This is a genomic window from Legionella taurinensis, from assembly GCF_900452865.1.
Taxonomy (GTDB): domain Bacteria; phylum Pseudomonadota; class Gammaproteobacteria; order Legionellales; family Legionellaceae; genus Legionella_C; species Legionella_C taurinensis.
Window position 1 is genome coordinate 848,312 of the sequence record NZ_UGOZ01000001.1, and the last position, 21,727, is coordinate 870,038.

The following is a 21,727-nucleotide window of genomic DNA, read 5'->3' on the forward strand; positions in this document are numbered from 1 at the left end:
TGAGGAAACAGGATCGCCATGGAATTAGGTTATTTGCTGGTATTGGGGTATTGCACCTGGACGTTGATTTTATTGTTCAGTATTGGCTTATTACGCGTCAGCCTCACCGTAAGCGGTCAACGCCGTGCCAACGCGTTTTCTCCGTTTGGCGATGAGGTGTCGCCTTTTGCCAATCGCTTATGCCGCGCCCATGCCAACTGTTACGAAAACCTTCCTGTGGTTTTAGGCGTGGTCTTTGTAGCCGCCATGACCCAGCAACTGTCTGTCATTAATCCCTTGGCGCTCACTTTGTTAACCTTGAGGGTACTGCAGTCCATTGTCCATGTCCTGTCGACCCGGGTTCTGGCTGTGCTTGTGCGTTTTGTGTTTTTTGTAGGGCAGGTGCTCATCCTTTTCTACTGGATTATTCGCTTGTTCAGCCAGTCGATAGGCAGTGTTTAAAACGGGTTGCCAAAACATGAAACACCCGCTTTTCTGAGTTGACGGCGTAGTAAATACGGCTAAAATGGGCCTTCTAATAAGGAGATAACCCATGCCGTTAGCCACTCTCGATATTCATCGTCTAGTCAGGGAAAAAACAAAGGTTGCCATTGATCAATGCGGTTATGAGCAATTGCGAAACCTTTGTCTCGAGGTCAGGCCTTTAGAGTCAGTCATTCAGGCGGTAGCCGGTCTGCTTTCTACGGAATGTGAAAAAGATAAAACAGAGAGTAAGGAATTGCTCACGCAGGCTTTCTTCAAACAACAGGAGGAAGAGGACAGCAAAGAAGACCTTCACGATAAACGTGAGGCTGAGAAAGACAGGCAATTGGCTGAATCCCTATCTCAGGCGCTCAACCGCTTAAACAAACAAATCATCCAGGAACAAAGTCATCTTGATACCCTTGCTTTACACCATCAGGGAATAAGCAATCAACTGCTTGACCTGAACAGGCAGATAAGTCAACTGGAAAGCATTCAGCACAGCCATGGTCACCCTACGGGTACTCATCATCACGGGCATGCCGTGACTAGCCATCACCACGAACACACGCCGCTTAGTCATCATCATGGTCATGCCGTTGTGAGCCATCACCCTTCCGAGGACTGGCAGGCATTGACTTCCCGGCGTAGTCATCTTGAAGGGCAATGCCGTAATGCGGAGCTTGACGTGTGCAGCGCGAAAACCACCCTCAGTCAATTAAAAGCAGCCTATGACAAAAACAGTACTGAATTAGACACCATTCCTCGACGTGAAAAGGAGAGACAACAGCGCAGTTTTGACCGGGAAACGCGAACAAAAGCACGCAGCGAAGGCACAATGAATCAATTATCCGAAAAAAAACGCAAGGCACTGGAAAAGGACATCCTGTTCTGCCATAACAAACTGGACCAAAAGAAGGAGGAGTTGTTAAAGACAGCTACTGAAATCAGTTACCGCGACTGCATTGATGTTCTGCTTCACGACACAGACCTGAGCCGGCTCGGTTCGCAGAAAACGCCTTTGTTGCACATTGCCAGCACGATGAATGCCTACCTGCAGGAAAAAAAGAAAGAGACTCAGGAGAAGAGGAATCTTGAGCAGGCGGAGTCGCTTCACAACTCCCTGAAGCAGGCATTGGCGAATGCCAGAAAACGCCTGCAGAGTCTTGTGCAATCCAACCCCCAATTGCTGAAGCAAAACGAGCAATTGGCGGCGGAGAATGAGGACTTACGTGTTCAGATCGCAGGGCGAGATCGTGCGCGTCGCCGTGCGCTGATTGCCTCAACCGTTGCTTTCTTCGCGGCGGCTCTTGGCATAGGCATTCCTTTCGCCCTGCCATTGACAACGCTGCCTGTCGCTGCCGGTTTATTGCCCCTGTTGTTTATACCGGGCGGAGCAGCCGCGCTGGCATTGGTTGGGTTGCTCATTATGGTCCTGGTTTTTACCTTAATGAATAATGCGAGCCAGAGTCAACTTGAAGAAAAGACCAGCAAAATGAGGCAAAACACCCAAACCTGGCAGGATCAAACAGGGGAGGTCAGTGAACTTAACGAGAAAAAAATTCCTCAACTGGAAGAGGAGGTTAACAGAAGTTATTTAAGTGTGAATGAAATCAGAGGCAAAATAAGTTCTCATGCTGAAACAGCGGCTTTTTATCACAATAAAGCGTGCCAGATACAGACCATAACCATGCCGTTTGCGGCCAATCCAGAGAATTTTTTCCCTGGTCACGCGCAGAGTCCATATGCCCCCTCAGCACCGCCGGTGGATACGCAGGAGATGGACTTTAAACACTGATTTTGGCTATCGCCGGTTGTTTGACGGCAGCGGGCGATTAACTCTTGAAGTTGGAGGTAATGACGTGGATTGGGTTCTCATCCAGTTCGCCCCTGTGAATGACTGCATGGCTCTGCCTACTGTCGGCTCCTCTGTTCTGCATTTCAGGATCAGCGCTTGCCTGGGAAGCCGATTTTGTTTTGTCTCCCAGGTACTGAGTGCTGAGCCTGATTTTTCCGTCATAGCTTGTTTTTCTCAAGCCTGACATCTGTTCGTTGGCGTCTCGTTCCTCGGGCGTTTCAACGCGCGATGACATTAAGCCAACGGTCATGAGATCAACCGCGTCAGGGGAAATCAGGTGAATGGCGGCGAGAAATTTCGCCACGTACAATAAAGGATTGAAGCCGCGTGTTTCTGCATCATTGGTGACGGCGGTGCCAGTGGCCATTTCAACGTTATCGTGTTTGGTGCGTGTACTGCCATAGTTTTTAAAAAACGCCAGTTTGTCCTCTGCCGAGTCATTATAGCCCAGCAACACCCCTGTATCGGCAAATTGCCGGCGCAACGCGGCGCGTTGTTCGTCAATTTCACCGGCACGATCGGCGGCGCTCATGCAGCCGCCCATCAAGGCACCGATGCTTTCCGCCAGCAGCCCTTCGTAATTGGCCTTGGAAATTTCTTTCCTGTCGGCTAAATGCTTGATGTAGGAAGGGGCATTGAGCGGAAGGGCGAGAATAGTGAATACTGTGGCAAGCGTCCATAAGACGAATCGCGTGGTCCAATTGATTAGATGGCCAATCACCGGAACGGTGTCGCGAACGTCGCGGGTAAAATTGGAAATCGCGCGGCGCATGGAGCCAAACCAGGTTTCATGCACGGTGCATTTTAATTCGACAGCGGCTTGCAGGCTTAAATTAAGGGTTTCACGATTAAGCTCACCGAGATCGCCGGGAAGAGGGTTGTTCCGCAGGGTCGCGCTGAATTGTCTGACTGCCGCCTTCACTTTCTCGCCGCGGTGTTTATGAGGAGTAATCAGGGAGTGATCGCGTGATTTTAAGAAATCGATAATCGTGCTAAAGTTGGGGTCATTCAATTGCTTGTTGCACTCTTCAAAGAGTTCGACGGCATTATTAATCAATTGCCGGGCATGATTGACATCCTTATTGCGAATGCGGGCACGCGAATGCCACATGTTCACGCAATTGTTGGTTTCCAAAAGACTGACCTTTACCACCTGGTAGTCGTCATACTGGTAGGTAGCAAGCAATTTCCCCCGCTTACCGGATGGGCCCTCGTACACCTCAATGCCGTTGTTTGTCTGCTTGAGTAACGATTTGTTTAGGATCACAACCTGATGGGGTTTTCTTCGCTCACAAAGCACCAGGCTTTTTGACAACATGGTACGAACAGCCTCATTAGCCTCCTGTTTCGCATCGATGACACTGCCGTCAAAACCGCTGACGGCTTTGGTTTGATCAGGGGATAATGTGACTTCATCGCCGATTAATGTCTGGTGAAGAATCGTTAAAGGGATGGGGCGATTGTCAGCACCCTGGAATAAACACCCCCAACTGTCCATAAAGGCGGTGATTTCCTGCGCCAGGCGAGCTTTGCTGAAAAGCTGCAGGTGATTGAAATCGGTCAGTTTCTGGCGCTCGATGGGATTTTTTATTTCGAGAGGGTCGGTAATGGCCATGCGCACATGATGTCCCATGTGCACCAGGCGATTGGTGTCATCGACAATAAAGTCGGTGCAATCAAAGGCATTGGCTGGATTGGGGGTAAAACGCGTCATGGGTGTGGAAGACAGGGAAGCAAGCTGTTCCTTGTTGGCATCCAGGAATTTTTGAAACCAGCTGTCGTTCATGCTGTCTTGGTTCAAACCCAGTTTCTCGGCAAAATCGTGAAGCCACATCCGTTCTTTTGTCTGCCATAAATCCAATCGGCTGTCGCTCTTCTTTAAGCGGAATTCCGAAGGACCAAAAGTCATCGGTTCGGCATAGCGTAGCATGGTATGAGACGAACCGGGCGTTTTTCTTTCTATGCTGCAGTGCGCAATGCAAAGATCCCGTTTCCAGACAAAGTCTCGTACGAGGCCAATCGCTTTTTCAGCATGGCTGCGTTTCTTAACCACATTGTATTCCACAAGCAGCGAAGCCAAGGCGGCATTAAACTGCTTTAATTCTTTCATGGCAGCAGCAATCTGTTTTTGACCGACTAAATTAGCTTCATGATTGGCCATTTGATTTTTGAAGTGGAAAAGTAGCTTCATCAGAGCGGCTATCGCCTTTTGATTGGGATGCTCCGTCAATGATTGCAGGGCGCCCTGGCTTTCCCGAAGCTTAAGCGGAAAAGCATGTTTTAATATTTCAATCACCGCATTGGCCGAATCAATGCCCCGGGCAAAAATATCAGACACATCACTGTTAAAATTCTTTTGGCGGGTGGGATCGAAAACACGGATGGTTTTTTTGCCGAATGCTGAGCCTTCATCAAACTTGATTTTAACGGATTTAGTATTCAGATGCGCTTGACGTACGCCAATGAGGCGGTGCTGAAGCTCAGCCAATGCCTCAAGGTTTTTGTTTAAGTCGTTGGAGGAGGGGGGCGATACGGGATTGACGCTGGGTGCCATCAAACTGATCCAGCGAAGCTGCGCCCATTTTATTTTCTTTTCAAATTGAATATTGGCTATGGCTTGCTGCAACTCCAGAGCCTGCTGTTCAGTTAATGGCATTGTCTGCTGTTCCAAATTCGCTCACACATGTACATAAAATACCACAGTTTGCTTAGCTGATTATTAACAGATTATTAAGAGAAGTAGTTTCTGCGTCTTTTGTCCCATTGTTCTGTATCGAAAAACCGCTATGATAGGATTCTTTCACAAGGAGATTCACCTCATGGAAAGCGTGGTTCGGCGTTTAGCCTTGGTATTGATTTTATTTGTTTTTTTGGCGAGCTGACGGCGCGGGCTTCGTCGCCTCCAATCGCATATACCGACACAGGGAAAGGGCCGGCTCTGGTATTTATCCATGCATTCCCCACAGATAAACGCTTATGGGTCCCACAACAAACCTTAGCCAGTCAGTTTCGTGTTATCAGCCTTGATTTGTGGGGGTTTGGCCAATCCCAATCCGTCAGTGGCGAAGCAGTCAGTATGAGTGACTATGCCGATGAGGTGGCCTTGCTTCTTCAGCACCTGCGGATTAAAAAAGCCATTGTTGCCGGGGAATCCATGGGAGGATATGTGGCCTTGGCTTTTTTGAAAAAATACCCGCTCAAGACAGCCGGTTTAATTTTATCGGACACGCAGTCCGTTGCAGACACCGTATCCATGCAGGAAAAAAGGGAACAGGCCGCTCAGGACATCCTGCAGCATGGAAACAAGGCTTTCATCGAGGGATTTTTGCCTAAGGCATTGTCCGCTCACGCCTCGACGGCGTTGCGAACCTGGCTCCATCATGTCTTGTCGGCACAATCCCCCGCGGCCATGGCCTCAGCGTTAAGAGGCATGGCCATGCGAGAGGATGCCACCTCGCTTTTGGCCGAAACGGACGTACCGGTTTTGTTTATAACCGGTGAGGAGGATGCGTTAATTGCTCCAGAGCAAAGCCGGGCCATGCAGGCCATCACCAAACAGAGCCGGCTTGTGGTTATTGAAGAAGCCGGTCATTTGGCGAATCTTGAAAAGCCAGGGGAGTGGAATCAGGCGGTGATCGATTTTTTTACCCTCGCCACTGGCGAGGAAGGCGATAAAAGATGAATTCTAAAAGGCTTTGGTGTAACCTAAGCCCGAGAAAACAGGAGAAGACAGGATGAGGTAGATGACGGCGTATACGGTGTATATGCTTCGCTGTGAAAATGGCAGTCTATATACGGGCTACACGACTAATCTCGAGCGTCGCTACCAGGCCCATCTGGCAGGAAAATGCAAGTACACCCGCAGTTTTAAACCAGTCGAAATTGCTGCCCATTGGCAAGTCTTTGATAAGTCCGCCGCCTTAAAGCTTGAGCGATTTATCAAGACGCTGTCGCGCCAGGAAAAGGAAGCCTTGTTGACGTTGCCCAGTCTTTGTCCATTCATGACTAATACCCCGGATAAACGGGAGGTTGAGGAAAGCTGATGAATCAAAAAGTGTTTGTAAACCGCATTTTGAATATGAAGAAAATCAAGTACATTGGTCTGGATATGGACCATACCTTGCTCCGCTACAACACCAAAAAACTTGAAACGCTGGTTTACACGCTGGTTGTGGAAAAATTAATCAGCCACAACAATTATCCTGCCGCTATCCGAAGCTTTCAGTTTAATTTCGATGACGCCATTCGAGGTTTGGTGATTGACAGCAAAAATGGCAACCTGCTTAAACTGAGCCGGTATGCGGCCATTCGTCAGAGTTATCATGGCACGCGCCCCATCAGCTACGTTGAGCAGCAGGAGATTTACCGCAGTATCTATGTGGATTTAAGCGATGCCAATTACAAGGCCATTGATACCTCCTTCTCGATTGCTTTCGCTGTGTTGTACAGCCAGCTGGTGGATTACAAAGACGAATACCCCAATCAGTTGCCAAGCTATCACGACATTGCCATGGACGTGCTGAAATACGTCGACATGGCGCATGCCGATGGCAGCCTTAAAAAAGCGATCAGTGAGAACCTCAATGAGTATGTCATCAAGGATAAGGATGTGGTGGAGGGGCTTCAATGGTATATCCGCCATGGTAAAAAGATTTTTGTACTGACCAATTCCGATTATTTTTATACCAAACTGATGCTCGATTATGCCATTAACCCCTTTCTTGACGAGGGGAAAGACTGGACCAGTTTGTTTGAGTTTGTGATTACTCTGGCGAATAAACCGCGGTTTTTTTATGACAATCTGCGCTTTTTACACATTAATGCGGCGGATGGCAGCATGACCAATTTGAACGGGCCAATTGTTCCTGGGATTTATCAAGGCGGCTGTGCCAATAAATTCACTCATGATCTTAACTTGAAGGGTGATGAAATTCTTTACATCGGTGACCATATTTATGGCGACATTGTCCGTTTAAAGAAAGATTGTAACTGGCGCACGGCGTTGGTAGTCGAAGAATTGGGCGATGAAATTGAGGCCCAGGCTAAAGCCTTGCCGACCACGCTGAAAATCGGTGAAGCCATGAATGTTAAAAAAACACTGGAGCAGCAGTATGTGGAACTCTGTACCCAACGCATCGATGAGCACTCCAACGCCTTTGATGAGGACATCAATGAATTACAGAAAAAATTAACCGCCATTGATGCGGAGTTGGCGAAACTTCTGCAGGAGCAGCATCAGTATTACAATCCGAAATGGGATCGGGTTTTCCGAGCCGGTGCTGAGGAAAGTTATTTTGCCTATCAGGTGGATCGTTTTGCCTGCATTTACATGGCGAAGTTGTCTGATTTGTTGGCGCATTCACCCATCACCTATTTTCGCGCCAATCGCAGACCCCTGGCACATGACATTGATTTTATCGCGGCAACTCCCACGGCGGATAAATACCCCCCGCGTTAGGTAAGACTGCCTGCTGTAATCCCTCACGTCGACTCACCGCCCTCTCAGGAGAGGGCGAAGCGACGCCAATGGTGCTGTCGGGAGGGTCGAATCATGCGCTGCAGTCATCCACTTTATTTTTAATCAATCACTGGCTATTAATTCTTCCTTAATCTGTCTTTGTTATTCTAAACGCCTAAAGTGTGTTGCGGGTATTGGTCATGGCAGGTTATAAGGGTTTAGGTAATGGTGCTACTGAAAGTATATTAGAGAACAATTTCTCTCATACACAAGTTGCTGCGGGCAATGACCTGAGTCAATCATTCAAATATTGCATAGAAACAATCGATGATGACAACCAGCTTCTCGTCATTTTGACGCCCATCCATTTGATCCCTAATCAACAGGATATTGGCAGTGTACTCACGGGCCTTAGACAGCGCATTCCCGAGTTCCAAACTGGACAGCCCCGTTTTCATGTTCTCGCCGGTGTCGTCGGCAACGGCGTAACCGAACGCCACATTGTTAGCATGTATGTGCCGCCCAATGGGGATATTCATTTTTTTGATCCTAAGGCAAGCGATCGGGAAAAATTTTTTTCGGATGAACTGATTGATCAGAAGTTCCGCTGGCGTCGGCTGTTTCCTGCTTTATGGAATTCCTTGTCGCCAAGACCGACGTCGTCCTTTACTCTGTCGGATGGGGAGGACATCAACAGGCCGGCAGTCCATTTCGCCTTAGGCACCCAATCGTTTTATGACGGGGTTTCCTGCGGTTATCACCATGCGGCGCAACTGTTGGCATTAAAAGGCCTCATCATGCAAAGCAAGCGTTTGACGGTTGACGCCTTACTGGACAAACTCCGCAATCCCGTTCATGAAAGCAGTGAGGCGCTGGAGAAAACCCCTTATGAATCACAGGCTACGAACCGCTTTTTGGCATTCATGAAGAAAGCCTGGCTTGACACCTACCTGCCGGATAAAATCGAAGAAGAGCGTGACCCCCTGCATTTTGGCCATTATTTTATGGGTTGGCCCTCTCAAAAAGGCACTTTCCGTAAAGTGGTGTACTTCCTCACACTGGGTTTCATATTTAATCCCTTAATCAACGTGATCAAGTTGCCGGAATTATTGGCCAATGGCGTATCGGAGTCGTTCAGTTTTCTTAAAAACAGTCTGATAGCCTGGGCCCCGACCCATCCGGCGACGCAGTTTTTTCGTAGCGGCCTGTTATTAAGCACCATTGGCCTGCAGGGACTGTTCAAAGGCTTGTATTTTGCGATTCGCACGGTGACGTCTCCTGTTACCAGTTTTAAGGCAGCCTGGCGTGTTCATCCCGCCCTGGGTATGTTAAGCGCTGTTGTCTCATTAACCGCTTATGCGTCTCTGTTGTACTTTGCCGCGCCGGTTGTGGTGCCTATGCTCATGGCAGCCAGCCCTGCCGCTGCCCCGGTTTTCAATGCGCTCGCTTACCCTCTGGTGCAGTTCGTTGGCTTGATGGGGGTGTCGCTAACCACAGGCACGGCCGCCGCCGGAACGTTAACACTAGGCGCTGCCATCGTTCAGGCCGGTCAAGGCTTACTGAATACCCTGGTTGATGGGGTGGAAAAGATCCTGACCGAAAAAGATGCAACCCAAAACCCTGTCCAGGATGGGCACCTTCCGAGAGGCAGCAATGTCAACGATGCGTTTAAGAAAAAAGGGAATAAAAAAACAACCCCAAAGGAAACAGAAGACCATTTTGTGATTTTAAATCCTTCGACGCAACCTGACGACGGTAGGAAAGGATCTACTCCTTCCGATAGACAGAAGGTGCTTCAGTCTTCAACCCCCAACGACCTGGATGACGACTCTAGCGATCCGTCCCTGGGCTCCGGCTGGGTCTTTTCTTAACCCGCTTTAGGTAAGCCGATAACGATTTTAACCAGCAGAGTGTTTGCTGATACCGTTTGCTTCGGTTGGCCAAAGGCTTTAATCGCAGCAATTCATACTCGCGGTAATACTGGCTGAGTTTAATCCGTGAGGCTGGCAACTGCCGCCCCAACGCCCGCAATTGATCCTGTAATGTCGCGGGTGGGGCGACATCAATGCCCAGGGCTTTAAGTTGCTTTTTTAATCTTGCGTATTCACGCGCCATGGGATCACGGTACCGGTACTGCTGCCATTGATAAATGAGGCTGCCGATCAATAAAAAAGCGAGCAGAGAAGCGATAGACACCTTAAGCAGGGTTTGACCGTCCCAATGGTTGAGACCAAGCTCTTTTAAGAATGCACGCTGGTTATCGTAATTATAAAAAAGCAGCCACCGCTCCCAGAAAAATTGCAGGGATTCGAGAAACAGCCCAGTCTGTGCAAGCCAGGGGAGCGATCCTTCCTGGGACCACTGCGAGGCGAGCGCGTTCCCCTGTTTGTCACGGATAGCCCGGTCAATCCGCTCAGGGGCAATGTAGAGTGTCGGATCCAGGCGCCGCCATCCTTTCCCTTCCTGCCAGTATTCAATCCAGGCATGGGCATCATTCTGCCGCACGGTCAGGTAGTGGGACATGGGATTCCATTGCCCGCCATGATAACCCACCACTACTCGGGAAGGGATCCCAACCGACCGCAGGATAAAGGCCACCGAACTGGCGTAATATTCACAATACCCCCTGCGCTGTTCAAACCAGAAATAATCCATCTGATTAAAGCGCCTGGGATTGTTAACCGACAGGCTGTACCAGAACGGTTCGCTGTGAATGTACTGCTTCAGTTGATTGATAAAAGCTTCCGTATCACCCTGAACAGCCGTGAATTGCTGCTTCGCAAAGGCGCGCAAGCGCGGGTTGTTGGCAGGTGGTAAATACGTGTTTAATTGCTTGTCTCTGGGAGAAATAGGCAGATAAAAAGGTCTTTTCTCAACGACGGCGTAGGCAAACCGTTGATACACCTCGTGGTCGCCTGGCTGCACCAGCCCCAGTCCCGGGGCATACAGCAGGTTGGGGTTGGCGGCATAAGGGAAGTCCTGATAAAAAAGCCACTTTTTCTGATGCGGCTCAAGAAGGATCTGGTAGTCTGCGGTTTGTCCTTGAGGGATTTTTTCAAGGGGTGGAAAATAGGTGCTGTCGCGTTGGAGGGCAGTCCATCGCCAGCCATCGTAGTGACTGAGCACAATGCCGCGCCAGTAAAGAGTCGGCAAGAAAGTCGGTTTAAACGTCACCCGCATCACGATGGAATCATCGTTAAAAAGATCATTCATTTTGTCAAGGCTCAGTTCCTCATTAAATCCCAATTGTCCCCGTGACAGAGAAGGCACTTGCCAGAGGGGATTGGTTAATCGCGGAAAAAGATAAAACACCACCAACGTAATCGGAATCGCTAACAGCATGTGCCTGACAATCAGTTTGCCGCCTGAAAACCAGGGTGTTTCAGGCGCAAAGAGTTTAAGCATCAACAACAGATTGGCAAACACAGCAAGAAGAAGGTAAATAAAAATCCATAACTCCTGGTAAACGATGAGGTTCGTCAGGATTAAATAGAAGTTACAGAGAATGATGACGCGTAAATCGCGCAGGTTTTGCAGTTCCAGACTCTTTAAGGCCACAAAAAGCAGTAAGAAGCCAATAAAAAATTGCCCTGACCACACGGTACCGTATTGCCAGAATAACAAGGCAAGGCACAGCGCAATCAAACCGAGTCTTATTCCGCTTGACGGCAATGGCACCGGATAATAGCTCACCAGCAGGCGGTAGCCGATTGCGCTTAAGATCATCAGCGACAACAATACCGGCATGTTCATTCCATGCGGTAAATAAGAGAACATCATCACCAGAAGCGCCAGACGCAGCGCGGGTGTGTGCGTGGTTAACTTCATCAGTAAGCTGCCAATTGGCGTAAACACTGCTTTAAATGATTAGCACCCTGAGAGAAGGCGGTGCGAATCCCCCTTAATTCAAGCCCATACACCAACCCCCGCTGCTCGGCCTCAATCAGCCAATAACTGACATGCTGTAATTTCTGTTCAATGTCCATGGCTGGCAGGTCATCGAGTTTAAATAACCAAAAGCGGCCTTCCGGATTGCTCATCGTTTTGAGATACCAACCCTGACCTCGAGCGGCAATTTTCCAGGCGATACGATTAACCTGAACCCAGGGATTACTCACCGGCCTTAAATTTTCCAGATCCTCAATGCCTGCCTGGCTTATTTTATTACTGCCTTCCTCGCTTGAGACGGCTTTCGGCCAGAAACCGGGCGACACGGGCTCGGGGTAAACAGAATAGGTTTTGTCAAAAAAAACATAGCCCCAGGTTCGAAAGAGACCAAAGGGGAAAACACTATAAAATTGGATGGGCGGCAGCGTAAAACAACCGCGCCTTTCGCTCGGCAGATAAAGCGTTAATTCCTTCCCTTCTTCCGGCAGGCAATCGATGGGTTGGGGTGTCTTATGAGGTGGGCCGAAGTGTAAACTGAAGCGCTGTCCATGAACGCTTTTAACAAAGAGCCGCACGGCCACGGGTGAGCCTCTGGGTACATCCATAATCTCTGTGCTGGTAATGGTCAATCCTTTGAGGTTGGCATGGGTGGCCCAGGCACTGATCATGCCGATAATCGCTAAAAAAAACGTAAATAAAAAAATGACACTGATTTGGTAATTGATGGCGCAAAGAAACAAGGTCAACAACACGGCCCCATAGGCCCAGCCAAAACCAGAGGGTAGAATGTAGAGGTTGGCGTTTTCCAATCGTTGCGGCTCGCCTGGGGCATTGCGCCGTTTTGCCCATTGAAACCAATAGTGTTTGATGCGATCGGTCAGGAGCGTGTTCAAAGCGGAACCTCAACGTGATTAAGTAACATCTCGGCTGGAGAATGCTGGATATGGGCTTGTTTAATCACCAGTCGATGATTGACTACCGCGGGCATCACCGCCTGCACATCGTCCGGGCGGACAAAATCGCGCTCCTCGGTTCGGGCATAGGCTTTAGCCGCCCGTACAAGCGCCATGCCCGCTCGCGGGCTTAAACCATGATTAAACCAGCCCTGATGGCGGCTGGCGGCCAGAATGTTCTGGATGTAGTCCAACACGGTGTCGGCGACGTGTACTTGAAGGCTTTGTTGCTGCCAGGTCAGAAGCTGTTCAATGCTACTGACTGGCGGCTGTTCAAAAATTTTACCATTTTCTGGCAGTTTCAGCAGTTGCCGTTCGGCCTCAGGAGGAGGGTAGCCGATGCTTAAGCACATCAGGAAACGATCCAGCTGGGATTCCGGCAGAAAATAGGTCCCGGTCTGATGGGATGGATTTTGGGTGGCAATCACAAAAAAAGGTTCCGGCAGGGGGTGCGTGCCATTTTCTGTGGTTACCTGGCGTTCCTCCATGGCTTCAAGCAGAGCGCTCTGGGTTCGTGGCGTTGCACGATTCACTTCATCGGCAAGGATGAGCTGTGAAAAAATCGGGCCGGCATGGAAGCGAAACTGCTGCGTCGTTGCGTCAAAAATGGACACACCGATTAAATCACTGGGCAACAGGTCGCTGGTAAACTGAATGCGGCGGTATTGCATGCCGGTAAAGTGGGCCAGGGCATGGCTGAATGTGGTTTTGCCCATGCCCGGTATGTCTTCAAGAAGCAAATGCCCATTGGCAAGCAGGCAGCTTATCCCCAACCGAATCACCTCTTCTTTTCCGTAAAGGGCTTGGCTAAGTGCTTGTTCTAATTCTTTAATCATAGAGAAAATCATCCTGATTTCTTTACTACTAGTATAGAAAGACTTACTGGGCTTTACAGCCTTGGGGTGCGTAAAAAGTTTCAAAACAAGGCTGGCCAGTGTCTATACTAATAAGAATAAAAGGGTTTATTACCGGCAACTCGACAGGACGTTATGGAGAAAAGAGCAGCGTTTAATCATCTGGCATGCGTGCGGAAGGTCAGTCTATCGTGTCAAGAAATATTCTGAGAGCGCAGGTCAAGTTGCTTTATGATCAAATCCCCGTGGCCTTGTTCGGAGAATGCCTGGCGGTTACCTCCATTTGTGTTGCTTTATGGACTGTCTTTGACCAACGGGTGTTGATCGGTTGGCTGCTTTACATGTTCATTGCATCGGCCACCTGGCGGGGTTACATTGTCTGGCGTTACCGGCACCATTACGAAGCACGGAGCCAGAAAGCCTGGCTTACTCTGTTTGTGATTGGGGTATTGATTTCAAGCCTTGGCTGGGGATTTGCCGCCGGCGTTTTCATTCCGGTTGACAGTGTGTTTCAACAGAATTTCGTGGTGATCGTGCTGTTGGGTATTACGGCCTCGGCCAGTTCGTATTATTCCCCCATTCGCTCCGTGTACATTGCTTTCCTGTTACCGGCTGTTCTACCTTATGCGTTTTGGCTTTTTGCCCAGGGCGGGGATAATATTCTTCTCGGCTATTGCGTGTTTCTTTATATTTTCGTGATGCTTGGGTCCTCTCACTACTTGAATTCACTGGTGGTGTCCTCGCTGGAATTGCGTTTAACCAACATTGATTTGGGTTTTAATAACCAGCTTCTGGAAAAAAAGGTGGCGGAGCGTACTAATGCACTGGAAAAATCCTTTGATATCCTGCGTGCCAGCCTTGAATCGAGCGAATTTGGTGTGCTGGTGGTCGATAATCATGGCCATATTGAGTATTTTAACCAGACTTTTCTGGACATGTGGGAAATCCCTCAGGACGTCATCACGGGTTACACTTACCAGGATATCAGCCAGCATATTTTATCCAAACTGGAAAACCCGGACTCCTATGCCCGAAAAATGCAGCATTTACATGAGCAGTCAGCGCATGAGTGGATCGATGAGTTGACCTGCAAGGACGGTAAATTTTTTGAGCTCTATGTCAAGCCGCATGGCGCGGACAAGGGCAAGGCCGGGCATATCTGGCAGTATCGTGACATCAGTGAGCGAAAACAGATGGAGCATCAACTGGCCTATCAGGCTAACCATGACCTCCTGACTAGCCTCCCGAACCGCACGCTGCTCTATGATCGCATCGAGCAGGGGATTGTTTACGCGCAACGTTTTCAAAATCATTTAACACTGTTATTCCTTGATGTGGATAATTTTAAAATCATCAATGACTCACTGGGTCATAATGCCGGCGATCAATTGTTGCAGGAGGTTGCTGCCCGTTTAAAGGAGTGTGTGCGTAAAAGCGATACAGTATCCCGCTTTGGCGGCGATGAATTTGTAATCTTGTTCATGAACAGCCGCAGGGAAGACATCACCGTGCTTGCTGATCATATTCTCAATAAAGTGACGCAGCCGATTAAACTCAGTGGCCATGACATCGTTGTCACCACGAGCATTGGCATCAGCACTTACCCTCATCACGGCAAGGATGCCACGACACTGCTGAAAAACGCGGACATGGCCATGTACTTTGCCAAGCGTCAGGGGAGAAATAATTACCAGTTGTACGATGAAGAAATCAATTACCAATCGCAGAAGAAACTCGAAATTCAAAGCCAGATTCGCAATGCAATAAAAAACAAAGAATTTTTCATGCTTTATCAACCGATTATCCATATTGAAACCGGCGAAATCTGTGCCGTGGAGGCCCTGATGCGCTGGCAGCACCCCGATTTCGGCCTCCTGTTACCCAATGATTTTATTATTGCCGCCGAAGAATGCGGATTAATTGTTCCCCTGGGCGAATGGGGGATTAGGACGGCCTGCCTGCAGAATGCCGCCTGGCAAAAAATGGGGCTGCCACCTATCCGCATCGCCGTGAACGTGTCCGGCGTGCAGGTCAAGCGCGAGGGGTTTATCGATACGCTGGAGGATATCCTTAAACAATCCAGAATGGACCCGGGTTATCTCGAAATCGAATTGACTGAGAGCACGCTCATGGACAACACCAAGAAAATCATTTCCCTGTTACTGAAACTGGATTCCATTGGTATTGATTTTGTCATTGATGATTTTGGTACCGGGTATTCCAGCTTGAATTACCTGAAAAAATTCCCGGTAAACAAGCTTAAGATTGACCAATGCTTTGTTCGTGATTGCACCAAGGACAGCAATGATGCGTCCATCGTCGAGGCGATTATTGCCATGGGGCATGGGTTGAAGTTGAAAGTGATTGCCGAAGGGGTCGAAAACAAGGAACAATTGCAACTGCTTAAAGATCTCGGCTGTGATCAGGGGCAAGGCTATTATTTTGCCGAACCCCTGACGGCCGATGATTTTGCCGATCTGCTTCGCCAGAATACCCTGCGCGCGATTGCATCGCGCTAGGGTTTAATAGGGCTTGCGGTAGGGGACATACAGCGGTTCCCAGATGTGAGCGCGAATGCATTTTTCAATGTCAGCCTCGGTTTTATAATCCGCCAGTTCACTTTTAACTGCCTCTTTAGCCACTGCCAGAGCCACCCGGTATGACACTTCCCGCACGTCGTCAAGCGGGGGCAGCAGATTGGCATTTGGGTTTTGCAGGGCTGGCGAGCAGCTGGCTAAGGCTTTGGCGGCGGCCATGAACATTTTGTCCGTGACCCGTCTTGCCTGAACGGCAATCAAACCAAGCCCCATGCCTGGGAAAATATAGACATTGTTGGTCTGATCAATACGGAAATCCTGGCCGCGGCGTTTGATGACGCCAAAAGGACTGCCTGTACCAATCACGGCGCGATCGTCAGTCCATTGGATTAAATCCTGAGGAATCGCTTCACTGCGTGAAATCGGGTTGGAGAGCGGCATAATAATCGGACGCTCCACGTGAGCGGCCATTTCCCGAATCAACTCTTCAGTAAAGAGATTGGGCTGGCCGGAAACCCCCAGCAGAGCATTGGGATGCAAGTTGCGAATCACGTCTTTCAGGCTGATTTCCGCATTGTTTTCGCATTGCCAGCCTGAAATGGCGGCGCGGGGTTTTAACAGTTGCTGTTGGAAGGGAAGGAGGCCGGTCATGCCCTCGAGCAGCAACCCGTTTCGATCAATCATGTAAATCTGCGAACGCGCCTGTGCTTCCGAAATGCCGTCTTCGACCATGGCATGCACAATCAGTTCGGCAATACCGCAACCGGCAGATCCGGCGCCGACAATGACAATGCGTTGTTCACTTAAGCGGATACCGGTCACCTGAACGGCAGCAAACAAGGTGCCTGTGGCGACGGCGGCTGTTCCTTGAATGTCGTCATTGAAGGTGCACAGCTGATCGCGGTAGGTATTGAGCAAACGGGTCGCGTTTTGCAGGGCAAAATCCTCCCATTGCAGAAGAATATGGGGAAAGCGTTTTTTCAAGGCCTGAACAAAACGATCAACAAAGTCATCGTATTCCTGATCACGAACCCGTTCATGCCGCCAGCCCATGTACAGGGGATCCTGCAGCAAATCGCTGTTGTTTGTTCCGGTATCCAGCAACACTGGCAAGGTGGACGCAGGATGAATGCCTGCGCAGGCGCAATACAGGGCCAGCTTGCCAATGGGAATGCCCATTCCGCCTGCGCCCTGATCCCCAAGACCCAGGATGCGTTCGCCATCAGAGACCACGATGGCTTTGACATTATCAAAGCGAGGGTTGGCAAGAATCATGTCGATTTTGTCGCGGTAGGGGTAGGAAATGAACAAGCCGCGCGGGCGACGATAAATATGACTGAATCGTTGACAGGCGGAGCCCACGACCGGCGTGTAGACAATGGGCATGATTTCAGTGATGTGTTCACAAAGTAAACTATAAAACAGTGTTTCGTTCGAGTCCTGAAGATCACGCATGTAGATGTATTTTTCCAATTCACTGCTTTTGCTTTTAAAGGCTTCATAGGAACGGGCGCGCTGCTGGGCGAGGTTACTTTCCTCAGGGGGCAACAGGCCGAATAATTTAAAATCCACCCGTTCCTGGTTGCTGAAACCGGAGCCTTTATTCAGAATGGGGTTGGTTATCAGGGCGAAGTCCGTCGTTTTGACTTCGTAATAGATTTGCCCGTTGTCATCCGTTAATTGTTTATAATCCATCGAGTTCTCCCTGAATAATGGCTTATCTTAAGTCTAGAGTTAAATGTTACTTTTTGTTTAATTTTTCAGTGATTTCTTCCACACTGGCCGGTGATCCAAAATACCCGCCCTGACCGTAGCGGCAGCCGACGCTGATTAATTTCTCAACCGTCGCTTCATCGGGAATGCCACAGGCCATGACACTCAATTCAAGGGCCGCGGCCATCTGAATGATGGTATGAACGATGCGCGTTTTCTTTTCATCCTGGGCCATTTTTATCACAAAGGAGCGATCAATTTTGACTTCGCGTACGGGGAAATTGGTCAGGTAAACAAAGGAGGTGTAGCCAGTGGAAAAATCCTTAATGGCAATTTGAATGCCCATCTGCGTCAGCGGCATCAGGGTGTGCAATGCACGGGCCTGATCACTCAGGCACGCCTTTTCGGTCAAGGCCAATTTCAGGTATTTTCCGTCAAGCTGGTGGGCAGTCAGCAAATCCTTAATCGTAGTCACCAGTTCCGGATCGCCAATGTCCATGATCGACAAATCGACTTCGCCGTAGATCATATGGCCTTCTTTGTGCCAGAGGGATAATTGTTTGATCAATGTTTTTAACGAGAAAAAGGTGACTTTTTTAGCATAGCGGGTATCGTTCATTAATTGGAAGAGCTTTTCTTCATTTAAAATTTCCCAATCGGCCAAATCCAGTTTGACTGAGCCTTCGACGCCCACTATTTTTCCCGTGGCCAGTTCATAGTGAGGCTGGAGTTGGATGACAGCCTGTTCAGCATCCATGATTTGTTCAAATTCATCCAGCATTTCGCGATTGATGGTGGTTCTTTCCTGAATGTCTTTGTGATAAATCGCATAAGGCTTGCCTTCTTTTTTAGCAAAATAAATGCTGTCGGTGGCATGCATCATCAGCGTTTCGGCCTTGGTGCCGTGGGTAGGGTAAAGGGCGGCGCCGATGGTGGTCATGATGTTCATGTTAATGCCTTCAATCATGAAATTGACGGAGGTGTATTGCTGAATCCGATGCAGCAGCTCATCGATGTCTTGATGGGGGCTTAAACGCGGCAGGAGAATGGCAAATTCATCATTCCTTAACCGGGCGATCACATTCATGCCCATGTAGGCTTCGAGCATGAAGGGTTCAATCAGCAGGCTTTTTAATTTTTCGGCAAACTGCTTAAGAAAACTGTTGGAATGAAACGTACCAAAACTGTAGCTAATCTCTTTGAAGTCACTGATGCTTAAGACAAAAACGGCTACTCTGCTTTCCTGGTTTTCCTGTTCAATTTGAGTGATGGCCTGTTTTATCCTTTCCACAAACAGCTTGTAGTTTGGCAGGTTAGTCAGGCTGTCATGGGTGCTTTCGTACTTGAGCTTGATTTCAAGATCGTCTTTTTTGCTGGTTAATTCGCGGGTTTTATCACGAAGGATGGTTTCAGCCTTGTGCACAAGGCCATAGCAGAATGATTGCCCCCAGTAAGCAAACATAAAGGGGGTGAGATCAAGGGCCCAAATGGCTGGATTGGTGGTCTGGGCTAAGACAATGCTCTCGAGGGTGATGCTGCCTGTGATTTGGTACGCAACAATCAGTGTCGCGGTTAAAATACTTCCTATCGAAATCAGCAAGCCAAGCAGCGAATACCGGTTCACATGGCTTTTCAAAACATCCGAGTTAAGAATGGACATGGTGGAGTCACTTTTCTTTTTCTTGATAACCTTATTTCGACAGGATTTAAAAAACCTTTAAAGTCGGATTTGCCTAAGTCTGATGCCTGGGCAAATCCATGGAATTTACAGGTTCATAGAAGGGGTGGTCTCAGAGCGATGCGCTGCGGCATTGAGCATGATGAGGTGATGTTCCAGGGTTTTTGTCCATTTTTTAAGGCTTTGACAGGTTTCAATTTTTTTCACCTTGAAAAAGTCAGGTTCAAGTCCCTGGTCCTGCAATTGCTTTTTTAACGCGTTATCAATGCCGGCCAGTAAACAGCGTTTGACGCTGCTTGCGCAATTATTGACAATGAACGAGTACGTTTGGTCTTTTTCCTCTGCCATAGCCTGCATGATTTTCTTTTCATCAAGGCCAATGGTGACTGAATCTGCTGCAGGTAAATAAAGGGTCATGTCCGGGTGGCGGCCGGTGGTAACCTGCGATTCGGCGGCTAGGAATGCATTTTCGCGCAGGCTGAGGTCAATGTATTGGGCGCGCAGGATTTTCATCTCTTCCTCATCGCGGCCGTTGAGGCGCAGGGTAGCGCCGTCAAGCTGGCCTCTCCACTCCTGCTCTTCCTGCTGACGTTGCACCAATTGCTCATCAAGACTTTGGTTATCGCGGTGGTAATGCTTCTCCAGCTTTTTCTGAGTGCGCAGCAGCCCTTCTTCTTCATGGACAAGCCGTTGCTGTTGCTTGGTCAGTTTATTGATTTCCTTGGTTAATGCCAGAAATTGCGCATTGGATTGGTCATCCCGCTGTTCAAGTCTGGACAGATAACGATGGACGGTTTTTTTCCTGGTTAATTGCGTCTGAGTCTTTTGTTGCGCTTTTCGGTTTTTTTGCAACTCATACTGCAGTTGCTGCATCTTCTGTGTATGACTAAGATCCAGGGCCTGCTTTTGCTGAAGCAGCTTTTTTTGTTGCTCACGGTTTTCTTCCAGTTTGAACTGGCTGAGTGGGAGCATGGCATGCAGGTCGGCGAATTCGATCAGCTCCCGCTTTAATTTCTGTAGTTGCAGGCTGATCGCGTTGTCCTTTCGGTAGTGTAATGTAGGATGTTTGATAGTGACGGGTTGAGGCGCGGTCTCTTCAAGCAGCATATCCTCAGCATGGGTTTTAAATTCCGGTTTAACCCCTTTAACCCGGGGTTTGCTGTCGGTGAGTTTGAAAAACAGGTGTGCGGCTTCTTTTAATAATTTGGGGCGATCTTCAGGCCAGAAGCTTAAGGTAAAGCTATTGCAGCGCACCCATTGGGGTTTATGGGACGCGTGGCTCTCTTTTTTTTCATCCACCGGCACGGCAATGGTTTTTAAGGTGGCTTTGCCTTTAAGGGGCTCCAGAGCCGTTTGAGAATAAGCAAAATGCATTGAGTTCTCAGTGATTTCAAGCTGAATGTTGACATGCCCGATGTGTTCATTGTTATCCTGGGAAGCCAGTAAAGGCCCAAAATACCTGTGGGTGATACGCTTGTTGAATAATTGGGTGGTCGAAAGCCAGATGTTGACGGTAATCATAAATACAACTCGTTACACAAACTACTTTATCGTAGCAGTTTTAGATTATGAAATATTAATTCTGCTTGTCAGGCCGGTTCTTTCATCCACCGCGGGCTCGCAGAGGATTGATAATGCATGAACCTGTCCAGTAAATCCAGAGGCGACTGACCAACAAGAATCCCTTGACGGCAGCGGCTGTTAAAAAACCCTTCAGTGACCGCGTGATCCATGAACTGAATAAGCAAATCATAATAACCGGCGGTATTCAATAAGCCACAGGGTTTTTGATGGTGGCCGAGCTGTGCTGAAACGACCATTTCAAAAAACTCATCCAGTGAACCGGCGCCGCCGGGCAGCATCAGAAAACCCTCGGCCAGACTGGCGATTACTTGTTTCCTTTCGGCCATGGAATGGACGATGTGAAGTTCGGTTAAGCGCTCATGGGCAATGTCGACTTCCACCAGGGATTGAGGAATGACTCCGATGACTTTTCCTCCCTGGCTCAGAAGGCGGTTGGCCAGAATACCCATCAGGCCAACGGTTGCACCCCCATAAATTAAGGTGATGTTTTTATCCGACAGAGCATCCGCCAGCGCCTTCGCCTGTTCGGCATACACTGCGGAGTGACCCGGGCTTGCGCCGCAAAAAACAGCCAGCGTCTTCATTGTGCAAAAGTTCCTGTTAACAGGGGTGGAGCTGGAAGGATACACTGTTTGTCAGAAAGTCAACAGCAGGGCCAGGCAAAGCAAAATAAAACATTTGATTTTATGGGAAAAAATCATTATCGTATCCCTTCGTTTTAGCTTGCAGGCCAGGTCCTCAC

Annotated in this window: 15 protein-coding genes; 7 read left to right on the forward strand and 8 right to left on the reverse strand. The window is 48.9% G+C overall.

Features of this window, described 5'->3' with window-relative positions; genetic code table 11:
• The first annotated feature begins 18 nt into the window (after nt 1-18).
• Together DYE45_RS04000 and DYE45_RS04005 are read left to right on the forward strand one after the other, a co-directional pair.
• A complete protein-coding gene (locus DYE45_RS04000) occupies nt 19-441 on the forward strand; it encodes an MAPEG family protein (RefSeq protein WP_108294103.1) in 423 nt (140 codons plus the stop codon).
• Nucleotides 442-532: 91 nt separating this feature from the next.
• A complete protein-coding gene (locus tag DYE45_RS04005; RefSeq protein ID WP_108294105.1) occupies nt 533-2,260 on the forward strand; it encodes a hypothetical protein in 1,728 nt (575 codons plus the stop codon).
• A 37-nt stretch (nt 2,261-2,297) separates the two neighbouring features.
• On the opposite strand, the gene DYE45_RS04010 is transcribed toward DYE45_RS04005, so the two are convergent.
• The gene (locus DYE45_RS04010) at nt 2,298-4,976 is read right to left on the reverse strand and encodes a hypothetical protein (protein ID WP_115300494.1); all 2,679 of its coding nucleotides are present in this window, start codon (nt 4,974-4,976) and stop codon (nt 2,298-2,300) included.
• 99 nt (nt 4,977-5,075) lie between these two features.
• Here DYE45_RS04010 and DYE45_RS04015 point away from each other — a divergent pair, with 99 nt between their 5' ends.
• From DYE45_RS04015 to DYE45_RS04035, 4 genes are all read left to right on the forward strand, one after another.
• Nucleotides 5,076-6,002: an alpha/beta fold hydrolase gene (locus tag DYE45_RS04015; RefSeq protein WP_160160673.1), complete on the forward strand. Its 927-nt coding sequence runs from the start codon at nt 5,076-5,078 to the stop codon at nt 6,000-6,002.
• 61 nt (nt 6,003-6,063) lie between these two features.
• On the forward strand, nt 6,064-6,363 hold the full coding sequence (locus tag DYE45_RS04020; RefSeq protein WP_108294111.1) for a GIY-YIG nuclease family protein: 300 nt from the start codon (nt 6,064-6,066) through the stop codon (nt 6,361-6,363).
• On the forward strand, nt 6,363-7,778 hold the full coding sequence (locus DYE45_RS04025) for an HAD-IG family 5'-nucleotidase (RefSeq protein ID WP_108294113.1): 1,416 nt from the start codon (nt 6,363-6,365) through the stop codon (nt 7,776-7,778). Before DYE45_RS04020 ends, DYE45_RS04025 begins: the two co-directional genes overlap by 1 nt.
• Before the next feature lie 200 nt (nt 7,779-7,978).
• Nucleotides 7,979-9,649: a hypothetical protein gene (locus tag DYE45_RS04035; protein ID WP_120047373.1), complete on the forward strand. Its 1,671-nt coding sequence runs from the start codon at nt 7,979-7,981 to the stop codon at nt 9,647-9,649.
• Here the strand turns inward: DYE45_RS04035 and DYE45_RS04040 are convergent.
• From DYE45_RS04040 to DYE45_RS04050, 3 genes are read right to left on the reverse strand one after another with little or no spacing between them, the layout of a single operon-like run.
• On the reverse strand, nt 9,609-11,606 hold the full coding sequence (locus DYE45_RS04040; RefSeq protein ID WP_115300497.1) for a transglutaminase TgpA family protein: 1,998 nt from the start codon (nt 11,604-11,606) through the stop codon (nt 9,609-9,611). The two genes, DYE45_RS04035 and DYE45_RS04040, sit on opposite strands and share 41 nt — an antisense overlap.
• Nucleotides 11,606-12,559 carry a DUF58 domain-containing protein gene (locus DYE45_RS04045; RefSeq protein ID WP_115300498.1) on the reverse strand — a complete coding sequence of 318 codons (954 nt, stop codon included), beginning with the start codon at nt 12,557-12,559 and terminating at the stop codon, nt 11,606-11,608. Before DYE45_RS04045 ends, DYE45_RS04040 begins: the two co-directional genes overlap by 1 nt.
• Entirely contained in the window at nt 12,556-13,455 is a 900-nt protein-coding gene (locus DYE45_RS04050) for an AAA family ATPase (protein WP_174703683.1), read from the reverse strand. Before DYE45_RS04050 ends, DYE45_RS04045 begins: the two co-directional genes overlap by 4 nt.
• A 209-nt stretch (nt 13,456-13,664) precedes the next feature.
• Here DYE45_RS04050 and DYE45_RS04055 point away from each other — a divergent pair, with 209 nt between their 5' ends.
• On the forward strand, nt 13,665-15,992 hold the full coding sequence (locus DYE45_RS04055) for a putative bifunctional diguanylate cyclase/phosphodiesterase (RefSeq protein ID WP_242602697.1): 2,328 nt from the start codon (nt 13,665-13,667) through the stop codon (nt 15,990-15,992).
• Nucleotides 15,993-15,995: 3 nt separating this feature from the next.
• Here DYE45_RS04055 and DYE45_RS04060 read toward each other — a convergent pair whose 3' ends face one another.
• The 4 genes from DYE45_RS04060 to DYE45_RS04075 form a co-directional block, all read right to left on the reverse strand.
• Nucleotides 15,996-17,705, reverse strand: a complete 1,710-nt coding sequence (locus DYE45_RS04060) for an NAD-dependent malic enzyme (protein ID WP_108292461.1) — start codon at nt 17,703-17,705, stop codon at nt 15,996-15,998.
• Between the two features lie 46 nt (nt 17,706-17,751).
• Nucleotides 17,752-19,383, reverse strand: coding sequence for a bifunctional diguanylate cyclase/phosphodiesterase (locus DYE45_RS04065; RefSeq protein ID WP_115300499.1), 1,632 nt, complete (start codon nt 19,381-19,383; stop codon nt 17,752-17,754).
• A 105-nt stretch (nt 19,384-19,488) separates the two neighbouring features.
• On the reverse strand, nt 19,489-20,922 hold the full coding sequence (locus DYE45_RS04070) for a hypothetical protein (protein WP_108292457.1): 1,434 nt from the start codon (nt 20,920-20,922) through the stop codon (nt 19,489-19,491).
• Between the two features lie 68 nt (nt 20,923-20,990).
• Nucleotides 20,991-21,569: an LOG family protein gene (locus DYE45_RS04075; protein ID WP_108292455.1), complete on the reverse strand. Its 579-nt coding sequence runs from the start codon at nt 21,567-21,569 to the stop codon at nt 20,991-20,993.
• Nucleotides 21,570-21,727: the final 158 nt, after the last annotated feature.

Coding starts and splice junctions, on each gene's coding strand:
- DYE45_RS04010 (WP_115300494.1), bottom strand. CDS start 4,976: ATGCCATTAACTGAACAGCAGGCTCTGGAGTTGCAGCAAGCCATAGCC.
- DYE45_RS04020 (WP_108294111.1), top strand. CDS start 6,064: ATGACGGCGTATACGGTGTATATGCTTCGCTGTGAAAATGGCAGTCTA.
- DYE45_RS04050 (WP_174703683.1), bottom strand. CDS start 13,455: ATGATTAAAGAATTAGAACAAGCACTTAGCCAAGCCCTTTACGGAAAA.
- DYE45_RS04040 (WP_115300497.1), bottom strand. CDS start 11,606: ATGAAGTTAACCACGCACACACCCGCGCTGCGTCTGGCGCTTCTGGTG.
- DYE45_RS04025 (WP_108294113.1), top strand. CDS start 6,363: ATGAATCAAAAAGTGTTTGTAAACCGCATTTTGAATATGAAGAAAATC.
- DYE45_RS04000 (WP_108294103.1), top strand. CDS start 19: ATGGAATTAGGTTATTTGCTGGTATTGGGGTATTGCACCTGGACGTTG.
- DYE45_RS04005 (WP_108294105.1), top strand. CDS start 533: ATGCCGTTAGCCACTCTCGATATTCATCGTCTAGTCAGGGAAAAAACA.
- DYE45_RS04065 (WP_115300499.1), bottom strand. CDS start 19,383: ATGTCCATTCTTAACTCGGATGTTTTGAAAAGCCATGTGAACCGGTAT.
- DYE45_RS04075 (WP_108292455.1), bottom strand. CDS start 21,569: ATGAAGACGCTGGCTGTTTTTTGCGGCGCAAGCCCGGGTCACTCCGCA.
- DYE45_RS04060 (WP_108292461.1), bottom strand. CDS start 17,705: ATGGATTATAAACAATTAACGGATGACAACGGGCAAATCTATTACGAA.
- DYE45_RS04070 (WP_108292457.1), bottom strand. CDS start 20,922: ATGATTACCGTCAACATCTGGCTTTCGACCACCCAATTATTCAACAAG.
- DYE45_RS04035 (WP_120047373.1), top strand. CDS start 7,979: ATGGCAGGTTATAAGGGTTTAGGTAATGGTGCTACTGAAAGTATATTA.